A 13,404-nucleotide genomic window follows, 5' to 3' on the forward strand; every position below is an offset into this window, starting at 1 on the left:
CGGAACAACCTCGCATTCCGCGTACCTCCGGAGCCTTTGCCGTGCGTACCTCCAACCTATGGACCTTCCTGCTTCTGCTGCCCGCGCTGGCTGCGTGCCAGCGCCACGATGCGCCACCGCCCGCGCGCGAACCCCATGCCGTTGCCGGTGCGGTCCCGACCCGGTACGCATCGGAGGAGGCCGAGTTCACCGTTACCGAAGTCGTCGCCGGGCTGGAGCATCCGTGGTCGCTGGCTTTCCTGCCGGACGGCGACATGCTGGTCACCGAACGTCCCGGGCGCCTGCGCCGCATCGGCCGCGACGGCCGGGTGTCGGCACCGATCGCCGGCGTGCCAGCGGTGTATGTCGAAGGCCAGGCCGGACTGCTCGACGTGGCCCTGTCGCCCGGGTTCGCGACCGATGGCCTGGTCTATCTGGCCTTCGCCGAGCCCAACCTGCGCGGCAACCTGTGCGGCACCGCGGTCGCGCGCGGACGCCTACAGGACGATCGGCTGCTGGACGTGGAGGTGATCTACCGCCAGGAGCCCAAGCTTTCCGCCGGCACCCACGTCGGCGCGCGGCTGGTGTTCGACGATAGCGGGCACCTGTTCGTGACCCAGGGCGAAAACCGGGTCGCGGCCGAAGCCGCGCAGCAGCTCGACAAGCTGCAGGGCAAGCTGGTGCGGATCCAGCCGGACGGCGCGGTTCCCAAGGACAATCCCTTCGTCGATCGCAAGGACGCGCGGCCGGAAATCTGGTCGTACGGCCATCGCAACATGCAGGGCGCGGCGCTGCATCCGGTGACCCGCAGGTTGTGGACCAGCGAGCACGGTCCGATGGGCGGCGACGAACTGAACATTCCCGAGCCCGGGCGCAATTACGGCTGGCCGGTCATCACCGACGGAGTGGATTACAGCGGCCAGCCGGTGCCAGGTTCGGTGGGGCGGACCGCCCCCGGCATGGAAGCGCCACATCATGCATGGCCCAAGTCGCCGGGGTTGAGCGGGATGCTCTTCTACGGCGGCAAGGCGTTTCCTGCGTGGCGTGGCGACCTGTTCCTGGGCGCGCTGGCGACCAGCGAGCTGATCCGCCTGCGTCTGGACGGCGACCGCGTGGTGCATGAGGAACGCCTGCTTGGCGATCGTGGCCAGCGCATCCGCGACGTGCGCGAAGGACCCGACGGTGCGATCTGGCTGCTGGTCGACGCCGATGACGGAAAGCTGTTGCGACTGGATCCGGTGCCTGCGCCTGCCGGCAAAACGTAGGAGCGACGTCAGTCGCGAGCCTGTGTCCTGCGAAGCAGTCGCGAAAAACAAAACACTCGCGACCGACGCCGCTCACGCAGCGGACCCGCGTCCGGCTTCGGCTTGGATACCTAACCCGGCTTGCGGGCGATGAAATCCACCGTGGTGATGCACAGCTGCTCGGCCGGCACCTGCGCGAACTGCGGATGTACGCGCATGTCCCTCAGCTGCTGCAGCCGCTCGGGCCGGGTATTGGAGGTGTCCAGGTCGATCGCGAAGCCGGCCTCGCGCGCCGCATCGACGAAGACATGCGCCCGCAGGCGATTCTGGTAGAGGAAGGCGTTGTTCCAGAAGCGCCAGGCGCGGTCTGAATAGCACAGGTAGTTGAGCTGGTTCACCTTGCGGTCGACATAGGCGTAATGGTCGCCGCAGTTGACCGAATGGAACATCACCCCGCCCGGGCGCAGCACCCGCATCGATTCGCGGTACATCGCGGTGATCGCATCGGGTGGTACGTGCTCGAGCACGCTGTTGGAGAACACCACGTCCACCTCGCCGTCCGCAAGCGAGGTGGCGGTGGCGTCGGCAGGCGCGGAATAGCGGATCGTGCCACCGCTGGCTTCGCCCAGGTCCGCCCCTGTGTCCACTGCCGCGGCCAGCTTCCGGTAACGTGCTTCCACGTCGGCCAGCTGACTGCCGCCGTCCTCGGCGATGGCCTTCAGAAAACCGCCCAGTTCCTGGACCGCGGCCCGAACCAGGTCGTCCTGCAGGTGATGGTTGAGATCGTACGTGGTGATCCGGCGTGCACCGGCCAGATACAGGGCGAACGGAAACGTCGGGTACCAGCCCGTGCCGATCTCGAAGAAGTGGCTGCCGGAGATGGGCATGCGCGCATCGCGCAGGTGCCGGACCATGATCTGCCAGTCCTCCACCTTGGTCGCCAGTTCCTTGCGGAAATTCTGCAGGCCGCCATAGCGCCGTTGCAGCCGGTAGTGCAGCGCTTCGCCACCGGGCACGACACCCAGGGTCTTCTGCACCAGGCCTTTCAGTCTCCAGTGCATGCGATCACCGTCTGCCTGAGTCAGCACGCATGGACGTCGTACCAGCCGCTCAGCTGATCGTTTCGCCGCGCATGGTTCCATTTCGACAGCAGCGTAGCGGCGCTGTACCAGCGGCCATCGCTCGCCCACGGCGCAGGACCGCTGCTGTGCATCAGCCTGAACCAGCGTCCGGCCCGGCGTACGCGCATGGGCTGGTCGAAACCCAGCCAGCGCATGAGTTTTCGCCGGGAGCGGTTGCCCAGGCTGCGCTCGTTGCCCAGCTCCAGGAAACTGCATTGCCCGATCAGCTTGAACTGGCGATAGCCGATGGACGCCATGTGCGCCATCAGCTCCTCCAGGTCGTGGTCGGCCTCGAACGACAGGTATCGCGGCCGGGTGTCCCGGCCCATCGCCAGGATGCAGTGCCGATCCGCCCCTTCGATGTCCACCTTGACGTAGTCGGGAACGCCGAACCTGTCGACCAGCTGCGAGAAGGTGATTGTCGGCACCGTGCAGGTCCCCGATGGATTGCGATGGGCGATCTTGTCCCCGAAGATGCTGCTGGCGCCAAGGTCGTCGCCACACAGGACCAGTTCGATCTCTCCGGGTTCGTCCGCAAGCGCGAAGTTGAGTACGCTCAACCGGCCGCCGGCGATATCGTCCTGGAACTCTTGCCGTGCTTTCTCGGCAAGTTCCGGGTTGGCTTCCACCGCGACCACCCGGTAGCCCTCGTCCAGGAAGTAGCGGGAGTCCGACCCGTCGAACATTCCGATGTCGAATATCAATGCTTGTGGTTTCACCTTGCCTGCCTCAGTGGATAAGGGCCGGTTCCGTCCGGTCCGCCGTCGAACTACGCTGCCACGTGACCCCTGCATCGCGGCGTGGGCCGTCGTCGAGTCCGCGATGCACCAGCATCGTCGAGAGAATCCCGACGAAGGCCTGGTTATCGGCGAAACCGGTGGCGCGTCCCTGGCGGCACTTCTCCACCAGCCTGCCGACCGACACCGGATCGAAATAACCTGCGGCGCGGATGCTGTCGGCGCCCATCAGCTCGGCCACGTAATCCAGCGGCTGCCCGTCGAAGAAGAAGCTCTGGCTGTCGGGCGCACGATAGGGTTGCTTGGTCCGCTGCAGGATTTCCTGCGGCAGCAGGTCAGACAGCGCGCGGCGCAGGATGTATTTTTCGGTCATGCCGCGGATCTTGAAGCTGGCCGGGAGGCGATTGGCGAACTCGATGACCCGGTGGTCCAGGTAGGGCACGCGCCCTTCGATGGAACTGGCCATGGCGACCCGGTCTCCCTGGGAGGACAGCAGGTAACCCGCCAGCAGCGACTTCGCTTCCACGTACTGGTCGCGCGCCAGGCCGCTCCACGACGAGATTTCAGCGGGCAGCGTCCGCTCGTAGGCATCCAGCGGATTCCAGTCGCCGACGCTGGCGCGCAGTTCCGGTGACAGGAACGCAAGCGCGCGCTGCGACGTGGCCCAGCGCGGGGTGTGCGCGAAGATCGGGCGTTGCAGGTGTTCCATGCCCTGGCCGAAAAAGGACTGGGCGAAGGCCGGATTGCGCACCGGAGAGTTTTCCAGATAGCCGTACAGACGCTGAAGCAGCAGCGGACGCATGCGCGAATCCGGCTGGCGCGCCCAGAAGCGGCGGATCTTGGCTTCCTTGAACAGGTCGTAGCCGCCGAACACCTCATCCGCCCCCTCGCCGGTGAGCACCACCTTGTAGCCCTGTTCGCGCACGCTACCGGCCAGCAGCATCAGCGGCACCGGTGCAGTGCGCAGGACCGGTGTTTCGGTATGCCGGATCAGGCGCGGGAAAGCCTCGCCGATATCGCGGCGGGTACAGCGCAGCGTGGTGTGATCGGTGCCCAGGTACCGCACCATGGCCATCTGGTGTTCGCTTTCGTCGAACTCGCCGTCCTCGAACGCGACCGAGAAGGTACGTACGGGCGTCTGGGTGAACCCGCGGATCATCGCCACGATCCCGGACGAATCCAGGCCGCCGCTGAGATAGGCGCCGACAGGCACGTCCGCGCGCAGCTGCAGGCGCACCGCATCGACCAGCAGCTCCCGCAGTTCGGCCGCCGCCTGATCCACACTGCGCGGTTCGCGTACCGGGGCGCTGTCCGCGGCGTCGGGGAAGGTCCAGTCCCAGTAGCGGCGCAGGGTTTCGCTGCCGTCGCTTTCGATCGCCAGCAGGCAGCCCGGCGGCAGGCTCTGCACGTCCCGGTAGATCGTCTGCGGCTCGAGTGTGGACCAGTAGGTGAAGGTCTGGACCAAGCCTGCGGGATCGATCGAGGCGCATTGCGGCAGCGCCGCAAGCAGGGCCTTCACCTCGGAAGCGAACCAGGTCCGGCCCTGCGCACGCACGTGGAACAAGGGACGGATTCCCGCCCGGTCCCGGGCCAGCACCAACCGCTGCCGGCGCGCATCCCACAGGGCGATGGCGAACTGACCGTTGAGATACTCCACGAAGCGGTCGCCATGGCGGTCGTACAGGTGGACGATGACCTCGGTGTCCGACCGGGTGTAGAACACGTGGCCGGCGGCCTCGAGTTCCGCGCGCAGCTCGATGTAGTTGAAGATCTCGCCGTTGAATACCGTCCACACATCGCGGTGCGGGTTGTGGATCGGCTGATCTCCGGTGGCCAGATCGATGATCGACAATCGGGCATGCGCGAGCCCCACGCCCGGCTCTGCATGGAAGCCATAACCGTCAGGCCCACGGTGCGCGAGGGTGTGGATCATGCGGGCCAGTAACGGCCTGGCCGCATCGGGATAGACATCCGGTCCACTGAAACCTGCGATTCCGCACACAGCCGATGCGCTCCTGCCCGCCCGTACGACGGTCTCGATTATTCAGAAACGCAAAACGGGACCGGATCCCGCCACCCAGGACGCACCCGGATCGTGGGCGGGCTAGGGACGGCGGTCCGACGTGTCGCTGATCGCTTCCTGACAGGCCTGCAGCGTGTCGCGCGCCACCTGTTCCCAGTCGCGCGAGAATCGCGCCGCGAGTGCGGAGCCATCCCAGGTGCGGGCGAGCACCTCGCGCAGTCCCCCGGCGAGCGCAGGCGCGTCGCGCGGCGGCACCAGGATGCCGGTCGCGCCATCGACTACCTCCGGAATCCCGCCGACCGGCGTCGCCACCACGGGACGGCCGCAGGCAGCTGCCTCGACCAGCACGTTGGGATGGCCTTCGGAATAGCTGGGCAGGGTGACCAAATCGGCCGCGGCCATCCAGCGCGCGACGTCGGCTGGTGGCTGTGCGCCGACGAGGCGTGCGCGCCCTGCCGGCATTGCGGCGATGCGCGCTTCCAGTTCGGCGCGCATCGGGCCTTCGCCGATCATCGCCAGCGAGACGGCGGGATCGGTGCCGGCGAGCATGTCCATTGCGTCGAGCAGTTCACGCAGGCCTTTTTCGGGGACCAGCCGGCCGATGTAGACCACCAGCCTTGCCTGCTCGGGGATGCCGAGCGCTGCGCGCGCGGCGCCCCGGTCCTGCGGATGGAAGATGGCGGCATCGCAGCCGTTCGGAATCACCCGGATCCGCCGGGGGTCGGCGCCGTAGCCGTCCACCGCGACGCGCCCCAGGTCCTCGCTCACCACCAGGATCCGTCGTGCGCTGTGCAGGACCGGGTGGGTGAGCGTCCGGCTGATCCGGTCGCGCACGCGCAGGTCCGAGCCGCGCGCACCGACCACCAGCGGCAGCCGCGCGCGCCTCGCGGCGAGCATGGCGCCGTAGGCGTCCGGATAGAGCCAGTAAGCCAGCACCACCTCCGGCGCGAAGTCGCGCAGCGGCGCGTGCAGCGTGCGTCCGCACAGCCAGCCGTTCAGCGGGCGGCTCAAGGCGGGCAGGGCGGGATAGTCCAGATAGCGCACGTCGCAGCCTTCGACCGGATGCGCGGTGTCGCTGGCGCGGTACAGATAGCTGCGCGGCCGCGCCCAGCTTGGATAGGAGGCGACCGGGCTGAGGACCCGTACCTGCGCCATGCGCGAGAGCGCGGTCACCGTCTGGTACACCGGGCGCCCGCGGTTGGGCTCGCCCGCGATCGGGAACTGCGAGGTCACGATCAGGATGCGCATGCGAACCGGCTCATGTAGACGGGAGACGATCTTTGCACCATGCCGTTCGGATGGCCCTTTGGCCTCGACGTTGCGGAAAGACCGTTTTCTGAAAATGCCATCCTGCAGCCGGAGGTCCGGGAGTGGAGCGAGGAGCGCCATCGCGGCGTGTGGTGGAACTCGATGCGCTGCGCGGGCTTGCCGCGCTGGCCGTGGTTGCGTTTCATTTCACGACGTTCTACGGGCAGCAGGTCGGCCATGCGACGCCGCTGCCGTTCGGCTTTCCCGCGGGCAATTACGGCGTGCACCTGTTTTTCCTGATCAGCGGCTTCGTGATCTTCATGACCCTGGAGCGCACCCGGACGGCGATGGACTTCGTGGTATCGCGCTTCTCGCGCCTGTTCCCCGGGTACTGGGCGGCGGTCGGGCTGACCGCTGCCGTGGTCTATGCCATCGGCATGCCCGAGCAGCGCATCCCGCTGCGCGATCTGGCACTCAACTTCACGATGGTGCAGCAGTTCCTGGGCGTCGAGCACCTGGACGGCTCCTATTGGACCTTGCAGGTGGAATTGTTCTTCTATGCGCAAATGCTGCTGTGGTTCGTGCTGGGCGCACTGACGCGCATGCGCTGGATCATCCTGGCCTGGTTGGTGCTGGCGGTGGTCTACGGCGAGAGCATGCAGCACCACCTGCATTTTTCCTACACCGTGCGCGAGCTGCTCATCGTGCGGCATATCCCGTTCTTCGCCATGGGGATCCTGTTCTACCAGTTGTACCGCGGCAGCGAACGGCCGTTGTTCGACGTGGCGCTGATCGCCTTGTGCCTGCTGGCGGTGGCGATCGCGTTGCCGCCGGTGTTCGTCGTTGTGGGCCTGGTGTGTTGCGCGATTTTCGGACTGTTCCTGGCTGGCGCCCTGCGCTGGCTGGCAACGCCGACGTTCGCCTTCCTTGGGACGCTGTCGTATTCGATTTATCTGCTGCACCAGGCGATCGGTTTCGCCCTCATCGACCGGCTGGAGGGGGCAGGGGTGCCCAGCATCGTCGCGGTCTTGCTGGCTGTCGGCGCCGTGATGTCGCTGGCAACGCTGCTGGCGTTTGCGGTCGAACGGCCTGCCATGCGCGCGATACGTCGTGTCTGGCGGCAGCGGCATCCTGCGCAACCCCTGGCAGTCGCCGGACATTGAACCGGCGCCCAGGGCTCAGGCCACCGTGCCCGGTACGTCGGATGCCGTCCCTGCCTGGTCGGATCCGAAGGTGAGGTCGAGGCCGCGTGCCACTCCGATCCGCGGGTTCCACCCCAGCACGTCGCGTGCCGCGCTGCCTTCGAAGTTGGCGAGCGGGCGCAGCGAACGTACCCGGTAGCGGGTCAGCGGCACGTCGCGCCGCAGCAGCTTGCCGAGCTGTTCGACACCCCATCCGAGCAGCATGAAAAGCCAGACTGGTGTGCGCAGGATCCGCAGACGCGGGGTTTTGGCCCGGGCCAGATAAGCCTGCTGCGAGACCACATGCGGGTCGACGATGTTGAACACACGGCCCAGCGCGGCCGGCTCACGGGCGGCCAGCAGCAGGGCATCGACCACGTCGTCGCGATACACCAGCGGCAGGGTTTGCGCGCCGCTGCCGACGGCGACCCAGCGCCCGGCCAGCGCGATAGTCCCGTTGGGCGTGACCGCCTCCGCGCCCGGGCCGAAGATCTGCCCTGGACGCAGCACCACGGCCGGCAATCCTGCGTCGCGGATCGCATCGAGCACCATCCGCTCGGCGGCCAGCTTGGTTTGGGTATAGGCGCCGCGACGTTCCGGGTGCGGTTCGTAGGCAGAGGCTTCGTTCAAGGTGGCAGCCGGATCGCGTCCGGCATGGTCCAGCACGCTGAGCGAACTGACGTAGACCAGCCGGGCGTTCCCGTGGCGCAGACACGCGTCGATGATATTGCGCGTGCCCCAGGTGGTGCCGGCCTCGAACGCGCGCGGACCGCCGCGCATGGCGGCCCCCACGTGATAGACCGTTTCCACGCCGGCGACGGCATGGTCGACGATCGCCGGATCGCCGAGATCACCGACCACGGTCTGCACGCCGTCGTCCGCATCAAATGCCGGCAGCGGACGCCGGACCAGGACGCGCACGGTCTCGCCACGCGCGCGCAGCGCTTTCACCAGGGCGCGACCAAGAAAACCCGCCGCACCGGTGACCAGCACCGGGGCAGGCGGAAGGGGCGCCAGCCGCGACTGCAGCTGCGCGGTGCGCAGCCGGTCGGGTTCGGCGCAGGCAGGTTCGAGCAGGCGCGCGATGCGCAATGCGTCCTCGCCGGTGAAGGGCGGTTGCTCGAGCTGGTGCACGGCGCGCGCGAACTTCTCCGCTCCCAGCTGGATTCCGGGTGAAGGCTTGAGTCGCCGTGTCGCGAAGCGCAGCACGTTCCAGGGAATCTGCACCAGGTCGGCGGCGGCGCCCGCCACGCCGTTGGCGACGATGCCGACGAATTTGGGGCCGGGCAGCACGCGCTGCAGCCGGCAGGTCTGCAGGAAGCGGTCGACTTCAATCATGCCGCGGGTGCCGCGCACGATCAGCCGGTTCTCCATCGGCCGCGCGTTCCATGACAACAGCAGCCGGCCGACACCGCGTTCGGTCACCGCATGCGCCTGCCATTCGTCGAAGTGCAGGTTGGGATCGCCGCCGCGCGCCTGATAGCGCACATCGAGCGCGGTGACCGGGCCGAGGAACGCCTCGATGGTGTAAAGCCCGTGTACGCCCAGGTCGCGAAACGGATACGAACCCTGCGCCACCATTCCCGGCAGGGGGCCGCCAGCATAGGGTGGATACTCCGAATTGCGCACGATCTCCAGCGAAAGCGGCTCGCCAATGCGACCGTCGCGCACCGCCCGCAGCGCCTGCTGCACGACCGGGTCGAGCAGGTCGGAGTGGTTCACACCCAGGAGGCGATGGTGCGTGCGCGCCGCCGCGATCATCGCCTCGCAATCGGCCACGCTGTCGGCCATCGGCTTTTCGACCAGCACGTGGCAGCCCATCTGCAGCGCTTCGATCGCCAGGGCCGCATGCGAGGCCGGCGGCGTAAGGACATGCACCGCGTCGGGCGTTGCCGATGCCAGATCTGACAGGCGGGTGCCGACCATTCCGACGCCGAAGCGGGCCGCGAGCACCTCGGCGGCCTGGCGGTTGCTGTCGCAGATGCCGACGATATCGACGAAGTCGAGCCCGCGCAGTGCGGAAAGATGGTGCGTGGCGACGTAGCCGGCACCCACCACGGCGACACGCAGCCGGCGTTGTTGGGTCGAATTCATGGAAGGGTCGGGGACATGGAGGGAAATGCGGGTATGCGGCGCGCATGCGCGTCGGTCACGGCCGCCATTACGCTGTCCACGCGCCGGTCCCAATCCTGGTCGGCGACGGCGGCGATGCGCCGTGCAGCGGCTTCGTGCGAATCGTCCTGCAGTGCGGCTTCGAGCTCGCGCAGGAAGGCGTCGCGGTCGTCGGCCAGGCGCACCCAGTTCGAGAACTTTTCGATTTCCGGGTTGCGCACGCTCACCACCGGCTTGCCGGTGGCCAGGTATTCGCGCAGCTTGAGCGGATTGGCGTTGGCGACCTGGCGATTGAGCCGGTACGGGATGATCGTAACGTCGAAAGCCTTTGCCCATCGCGGCAGGCTGGCATAGGGCTGTGCGCCTGGCAGATGCACGTTGGGCAGGCGGCGCAGGCCGTCGATCGCGACATGCGCCTGGCCCACCAGCAGGAAGGACCAATGCGGCCGCTGCTGCGCGAGCCATTCCAGCATCGGGATGTCGATCCATTCATGGATCGAACCGATGTAGCCGATGACCGGATGCGTGAGCGCCGCGGCAGCCGGGGGCAGTTCGGTGGCCGGATCGGCTGCCTGTCGGAACAGCGCGAGGTCCACGCCATGCGGCGCCGGCACCACGTTCGCGTTCAACGCACGCTTGGGGGCGAGCAGCGCGGGAGGCGCCACGAACAGCACATCGGCGCAGCGACTGAGCGCCTCATCGCGCGCGGCGATGGTTTCGACGTCCACGCCGGGGTGGGCGGCATAGTCGTCGATGCAGTAGTACACGCATAGTTCCTCGTCGAGCTGGCCGGCGAGGAATCCCGGATGCGGGACGACGAACCACGAGATCCTGCGCTGGATGCCGGACAGGCGCAGCGCGCGCCGCACCGCCCAGCGCCCGAAGACCTGATTGAGCAGATCCACGCCGGGCACGCGCCGGAACGGCAGCTGCGGCACCGTGCAGTGCCACAGGTTCGGACCGAGCCGCTGCGGCCGTCGCAGCGCGGCTGCAAGCTTGCGCAGGCCACGGCGCAGATCGCGGCCGGAGGTGTTGGGCGCACGCATGCCGGGCGAATCGACGTACAGCACCGACAGTTGCCGGGCCAGGCGCTCGGCCACATGGTGACTGCTGGTGCGGTTCTCCGCGTACCAGTCGTTGCCGAAATAGGCCACGCCCACTCCATCGAGCGCATGTAGGCGCTGCCCACGCGGGAGATCAGTCATTGCGCCACCACCCGATCAGCCAGGCGGTACCGCCTTGGTAGATCCAGTCCTTGTGCAGGCCCGGTATGGCGTCCAGATGCGGACCGACGCGGCCGCAGGCGGGCGCGAAGAAGGTCACCAGGCCATTGCGTCCCAGTGCCCGCATGCGGGCGAGGGTGGCGGCGGGGTCGCTGAGGTAGTACAGCACTTCGCAGGCCGTGACCAGATCGAATCGCCCAGGCTCGTCGCCCCACGGCTGGCCGAACACATCGGTCGCCGCGAATTCCGCGCCAGGCACGCGCAGCTTCGCGCGCGCGATCGCCTGCGGGCTCACGTCGACGCCATATTGGCGTTCGCTGATCCGCGCCAGCCACTCGGTCTGATGGCCTTCGCCGCATCCAAGTTCCAGCACGGACCCGACGCGGCCGAACGCGCGTTCGATCACCGCATTGGTCTGCTCGAAACGGGCGCGTTCCAGCGTGGACTCCATGTTCCACGGATCCTCGACCGCATAGGCCAGATCCAGCCGCGCATGGTTGTCGCTGCCGCCGACGCCCCGGAGGGCATATTTCATCCACAACCTGCGCCGCGCCTTTCGCAGCATGGTCGTCGCGCGTTGCAACATGTTCCGCTCCTGCGTCTTCAGCAGCCCGGCGGGCGTGCTGCATCGAACCGGTCCCAGTCCTGGGTTGTCGGATGCGGACTGGCGACCCGCAGGGGGCGCAGCGGTGAGCTGTACCAGTCCGTGACCACGTCGCCGCACTTGAAATCCACCCACGAGGGTCCGTAATCCCAGCGGATGTCGTGACCACCTAGTGGAGCCCCCTGAATCGCTTTCACCTGTGCCTTGCCCATGCCCAATACGATCGTGGAAGAAGTGGAGACGATGTTGCCAGTTGCGTGATCGGTCACCGCTTCGACGCGGTGCCCTTCCACGCTGCGTGGCGCTTCCAGCGCATGCAGCGCAAGCACGGTAATCGCCAGTACCGCCAACACGATGAAATAACGCGAATGCCGCTCGGGACCGGCCTCCGGCGGTCCGGGGGGGTCGCGTTCACTCGCGACAGACGCAACAGCCGCGGTCGCGCGTTCCTCCGGCCTCCGCGCAATTGCCGCGGCGAACGGCGCGGGAGGCGACGATCCCGGCAGCCGGCCGTGGGTACGCAGGAACTCCATCGCCGCGTCGTACATACGGTTGAGTTCCTGCAGGCGCGCCACATCACCCTTCTCGCCGTGCTGATCCGGATGCAGCCGCGCCACGCGCCGCCGGTAGGCTTTGCGGAGCTGCTCGGGCGTGCACGCTGCTGAAATTCCAAGCGCGTGATAGAGCGCGGAGAAATCGGTGTCGTCTGCCATGCGCGCCTCGGCCATCCCCGGCAACAGTGGAACGCGTCGCGAGCCTGCGCGCAAGCGCGGCCGGATCGCGTATCGATTCGCGTTAGGGCATATCAGGGACGGTTCGCAGAAGCTCCGCATCGCAATGACACGTTCGGGATGGTCCAGCGCGGATGTGGCCGCTTCCGGCCGCCGGCCACGGCTTGCGCGCCTGTGCCGGCGCAGCGGGCTGCTGCCTCTGGCCGGGCGTCTGCGCGGGCTGTTCCGCGAGGATGTGCGCATCCTCGCCTACCACCGGGTGCTCGATTCGGCGGACCCGGAGGGCTTCAGTTTCGACGTGGACCTGATCAGCGCATCCGCCGATGCCTTTCGGGAGCAGATGAAGCTGGCCAAGCGGCGCTTCCAGCCGATGCGGTTCGATGAACTGGCCGATTGCCTCGACCGTGGCCGCAGGCCGCCACCACGCGCCCTGCTGGTGAGCTTCGATGACGGCTACGACGACAATCATCGCATCGCGTTTCCGATCCTGAGCGAACTGGGCCTGTCGGCGATGTTCTTCGTGTGCACCGACCATATCGGCTCCGGCATGCCGTATGCCTACGACTGGCTGGTGCACATGCTGTGCTCGACAGGGGTCGAACGACTGGAAGTTCCCGAACTCGGCCTGCACATGCCTCTGCCGCAGGACCTGGCAGGGCGACGGGCGATCGCACGCACGGCGCTGGACCGGATCAAGACGCTCGACGCGGTCGCGCAGGAAGCGTTGATTGCCCGGCTCGAGCGCGAATGGCAGCTGCCGCGCACGCAGGGCCACCCCCTCTGCCGGCCGATGTCCTGGGCCGATCTGCGGGAGATGCAACGTGGCGGCATGGAGATCGGCTCCCATGGGATCGGGCACCGCATGCTCGCCAAGCTCCCGCCGGCCGAGATGCGGCGCGAGGTGGCCGGCTCGCGGGAGGCGCTCGAACGCGAGCTGGGGGAGCGGGTCGACGTGATCTCCTACCCCGTGGGCGGTCCGGATGCCTACGACGAGGACGTCATGCGCGCCACCCGCCAGGCGGGGTATCGCCTGGCGTGCAGCTATCGTGCGGGAACCGATGCAGCCACTTCTGCCACGCGCTACGACATGCGCAGGCTGCCGATCGAACGCCAGATGGACGCCTCCTGGTTCGAGGCGATGATGGCGCTGCCGGAAGCGTTCAGCTATCGCTCCCGGCACCGGAACCGCTGAGGCCGAACC

Annotated in this window: 11 protein-coding genes; 3 read left to right on the forward strand and 8 right to left on the reverse strand. The window is 67.6% G+C overall.

The window, feature by feature from the left end:
• Positions 1-41: 41 nt before the first annotated feature.
• The gene (locus MC375_RS12915) at positions 42-1,244 is read left to right on the forward strand and encodes a PQQ-dependent sugar dehydrogenase (RefSeq protein ID WP_242103810.1); all 1,203 of its coding nucleotides are present in this window, start codon (positions 42-44) and stop codon (positions 1,242-1,244) included.
• 110 nt (positions 1,245-1,354) lie between these two features.
• Here MC375_RS12915 and MC375_RS12920 read toward each other — a convergent pair whose 3' ends face one another.
• From MC375_RS12920 to MC375_RS12935, 4 genes are all read right to left on the reverse strand, one after another.
• Entirely contained in the window at positions 1,355-2,284 is a 930-nt protein-coding gene (locus MC375_RS12920) for a class I SAM-dependent methyltransferase (RefSeq protein WP_242103811.1), read from the reverse strand.
• A 20-nt stretch (positions 2,285-2,304) separates the two neighbouring features.
• Positions 2,305-3,063 carry an FkbM family methyltransferase gene (locus tag MC375_RS12925; protein ID WP_242103812.1) on the reverse strand — a complete coding sequence of 253 codons (759 nt, stop codon included), beginning with the start codon at positions 3,061-3,063 and terminating at the stop codon, positions 2,305-2,307.
• A gap of 10 nt (positions 3,064-3,073) precedes the next feature.
• Positions 3,074-5,083 carry an asparagine synthase (glutamine-hydrolyzing) gene (gene asnB / locus MC375_RS12930; protein ID WP_242103813.1) on the reverse strand — a complete coding sequence of 670 codons (2,010 nt, stop codon included), beginning with the start codon at positions 5,081-5,083 and terminating at the stop codon, positions 3,074-3,076.
• Positions 5,084-5,185: 102 nt separating this feature from the next.
• The gene (locus MC375_RS12935) at positions 5,186-6,352 is read right to left on the reverse strand and encodes a glycosyltransferase (RefSeq protein WP_242103814.1); all 1,167 of its coding nucleotides are present in this window, start codon (positions 6,350-6,352) and stop codon (positions 5,186-5,188) included.
• A gap of 122 nt (positions 6,353-6,474) precedes the next feature.
• Between MC375_RS12935 and MC375_RS12940 the strand changes: the two genes are divergently transcribed.
• Positions 6,475-7,515 carry an acyltransferase gene (locus MC375_RS12940; RefSeq protein ID WP_242103815.1) on the forward strand — a complete coding sequence of 347 codons (1,041 nt, stop codon included), beginning with the start codon at positions 6,475-6,477 and terminating at the stop codon, positions 7,513-7,515.
• Positions 7,516-7,530: 15 nt separating this feature from the next.
• On the opposite strand, the gene MC375_RS12945 is transcribed toward MC375_RS12940, so the two are convergent.
• The 4 genes from MC375_RS12945 to MC375_RS12960 form a co-directional block, all read right to left on the reverse strand.
• Positions 7,531-9,627 (reverse strand): NAD-dependent epimerase/dehydratase family protein, encoded by a 2,097-nt coding sequence (locus tag MC375_RS12945; RefSeq protein ID WP_242103816.1) that lies wholly within the window; start codon positions 9,625-9,627, stop codon positions 7,531-7,533.
• Positions 9,624-10,850, reverse strand: coding sequence for a glycosyltransferase (locus MC375_RS12950; RefSeq protein WP_242103817.1), 1,227 nt, complete (start codon positions 10,848-10,850; stop codon positions 9,624-9,626). Before MC375_RS12950 ends, MC375_RS12945 begins: the two co-directional genes overlap by 4 nt.
• The gene (locus MC375_RS12955) at positions 10,843-11,403 is read right to left on the reverse strand and encodes an SAM-dependent methyltransferase (RefSeq protein WP_242103818.1); all 561 of its coding nucleotides are present in this window, start codon (positions 11,401-11,403) and stop codon (positions 10,843-10,845) included. The genes MC375_RS12950 and MC375_RS12955 overlap by 8 nt, the downstream gene beginning before the upstream one ends.
• Positions 11,404-11,471: 68 nt before the next feature.
• Positions 11,472-12,200 (reverse strand): J domain-containing protein, encoded by a 729-nt coding sequence (locus MC375_RS12960; protein ID WP_242103819.1) that lies wholly within the window; start codon positions 12,198-12,200, stop codon positions 11,472-11,474.
• A 109-nt stretch (positions 12,201-12,309) separates the two neighbouring features.
• Here MC375_RS12960 and MC375_RS12965 point away from each other — a divergent pair, with 109 nt between their 5' ends.
• Complete coding sequence (locus tag MC375_RS12965; RefSeq protein WP_242103820.1) at positions 12,310-13,395, forward strand: polysaccharide deacetylase family protein; 1,086 nt, start codon at positions 12,310-12,312, stop codon at positions 13,393-13,395.
• Positions 13,396-13,404: the final 9 nt, after the last annotated feature.

Origin of the sequence: Lysobacter sp. M2-1 (assembly GCF_022662495.1) — a bacterium.
In the GTDB taxonomy this organism is placed as follows: domain Bacteria; phylum Pseudomonadota; class Gammaproteobacteria; order Xanthomonadales; family Xanthomonadaceae; genus JAKPBU01.